Origin of the sequence: Mesorhizobium sp. M7A.F.Ca.CA.004.04.2.1 (assembly GCF_004022825.1) — a bacterium.
In the GTDB taxonomy this organism is placed as follows: Bacteria; Pseudomonadota; Alphaproteobacteria; order Rhizobiales; family Rhizobiaceae; genus Mesorhizobium.
The window spans coordinates 1-2249 of sequence record NZ_RZPH01000973.1; the positions used below are offsets into that span (position 1 = coordinate 1).

Here is a 2249-nt window from a genome sequence, read left to right on the forward strand (position 1 = left end):
GCCAGATGGCGAACGGTCTCGGGATGCAGCGTCTTCTTGCGCGCCGTCGGCACGTAGATCTCGTCGACCTTGACCTTTTGCACTCTGAGCATTCCGACCCCCGTGGCGGAAACGCCGCCTCCACTGAGATAGTCCGTTTGATGGAGGCGGCCAAGGGTGCGGCTAGCGAATGCTGGCCCGATCGTTTCTATTTGACGCGTGACCGGCAGATCGCCGAAATGGCGGCCCTCGACCTTTTCAGGTGTTCATGACCCATCTGCCGACCGAATTCCCCGATTTCGGACTGACGCCGGAGCAGCGCCGCCACGCGGTGCGTGACCATTATTACGAATGGCCGGGGATGGATGGCGAGCGCGGCGAGATCTGGTGCTACAGCGACCGGTTTTCCTATCGCGCCGGCGAAACGGTGGCGTTGCATGTCAGTTCGACAGCTCCGAACTTCGGCATGACAATCACCCGGGATGGCGGCAGCGAGACCAAAGTGTTCGAAAAATCGGGCATCGCGGCACGCCGGCAGGACACACCCGACCAGTGTTCGGCTGAAGGCTGCGGCTGGGACGCATCCTTCGAATTTCGCGTCGGGGCGGACTGGCCGTCCTGCGCCTATCGGGTCACGCTGACCGCCGACGGGCGCGACGGCAAGCCGATCCAATGCCACCATATTTTTATCGTCAGCCCGCAGCCGGGCCGTAAACCCGGCCGTGTGCTGCAGGTGGCGGCGACGGGCACCTGGCTGGCCTACAACACCTGGGGCGGTTCCAACCACTACCAGGGCATTACCGGGCCGGACCGCAACCAATACTCGCCCATCGTGTCGACACAGCGCCCCTGGTGCCGTGGCTTCGTCGTGCTGCCGAAAGATGCGCCGCGCGTGCCGCTGGAAGTCGCCGTACCGCCCAAGACGATCCCGCGCTATCCGCACATGGAATGGGCGCTCGCCACAGGCCATTCGAAAAAGTACGCCTCGTCGGGTTGGGCCAGCTATGACAGCCATTTCTTCCGCTTTGCCGAGCGAGCCCGCTATCAAGTCGATCTCGTCAGCCAGCATGATCTCCATTCTTCGCCCGAAATTCTCGACGGCTACGACTGCGCCGTCTTCGTCGGCCATGACGAATACTGGACCTGGGAAATGCGCGATGCCGTCGACGCCTATGTCGAGCGCGGCGGCCATGCGGCGCGCTTTGCCGGTAACTTCATGTGGCAGACGCGGCTCGAGGACGAGGGCCGCCGGCAGGTCTGCTACAAATATCGCTCGCGTGCCGAAGACCCCGCCTATCTCCCAGGCAGCGACGTCACCCGCGCCACCAATTCCTGGGAAGCGCCGGAAATCGGCCGGCCGGGTTCAGCGACCTTCGGGCTCAACGCGACGCGCGGGGTCTATACCGGTTGGGGCGGCTGCGCGCCGCGCGGCGTGCGTGGTTTTCCGGTCTACCGGCCCGAGCACTGGGCCTTTGCCGGCACCGGCATCTACTATGGTGACCTGTTGGGGGCCGACAGCCATGTCTATGGCTATGAGGTCGACGGGCTCGACTTCGAGATACTCGGCGGCCTGCCCTACCCGACCGCCACCAGCGGCGCACCGGAGGGGTTGCAGGTTCTCGCCGTCGGCATGGCATCCCAGGTTGAGGAAAGCGCCGATATCCCGATCGAGGACCAGTTCCTCACCGACGAGGATGGCCGCTTCACCGCCGAGACGCTGTTCGGCGAGGCGAGCGACGCCAATCTGGAAAAGGTCAAACGCGGCAACGGCATGATCGTCAATTTCCCGCGCGGCAAGGGCGAGGTGTTCCACGCCGGAAGCTGCGAATGGGTCGCCGGCCTGCTAAGACAGGACCCGATGGTCGAACGCGTCACCAAAAATGTCCTCGATCGTTATCTCGGAAAGCCCTGACATGTCGAAAGTCCAGACCGCCGCGCAAGCCACCGACGCCCGGCGAGACTCGCATCTGTTCTATCTGTCCAGCCTGCGCCGGCCGCTGATCGACCGCGCCGAGGGCATCTATATGTGGACGCAGGACGGCCGCCGCTTCATCGACGGCTCGAGCGGCCCGATGGTCGCCAATATCGGCCACTCCAACCGCAATGTGCTGGATGCCATGAAGCGGCAGATGGACCGCGCCACCTTTGCCTATCGGCTGCATTTCGAGAACGAGCCGGCGGAGGAGCTGGCACGCGAACTGGCCGGCAAGCTGCCGGAAGGCATGGACCGCATCTTCTTCGTCTCGGGCGGCTCGGAAGCGACGGCATCC

General features: G+C 64.3%; 2 protein-coding genes and 1 pseudogene. 2 read left to right on the forward strand and 1 reads right to left on the reverse strand.

What is annotated here, in order from left to right; all coding sequences use genetic code 11:
- Positions 1 to 92 (reverse strand): annotated as a pseudogene (locus EN893_RS40105) (chromosome partitioning protein ParB); the annotation flags it as partial.
- A gap of 155 nt (positions 93 to 247) precedes the next feature.
- On the opposite strand from EN893_RS40105, the gene EN893_RS29980 reads away from it, so the two are divergent.
- Positions 248 to 1891, forward strand: coding sequence for a N,N-dimethylformamidase beta subunit family domain-containing protein (locus EN893_RS29980; RefSeq protein WP_127269875.1), 1644 nt, complete (start codon positions 248 to 250; stop codon positions 1889 to 1891).
- Position 1892: 1 nt separating this feature from the next.
- Positions 1893 to 2249, forward strand: a 357-nt coding sequence (locus EN893_RS29985; RefSeq protein WP_164901233.1) for an aminotransferase class III-fold pyridoxal phosphate-dependent enzyme, incomplete at its 3' end; no start/stop codon positions are given.

Excerpts from the sequence above, each read along its gene's own strand:
- EN893_RS29980 (WP_127269875.1), top strand. The coding sequence starts at position 248 with ATGACCCATCTGCCGACCGAATTCCCCGATTTCGGACTGACGCCGGAG.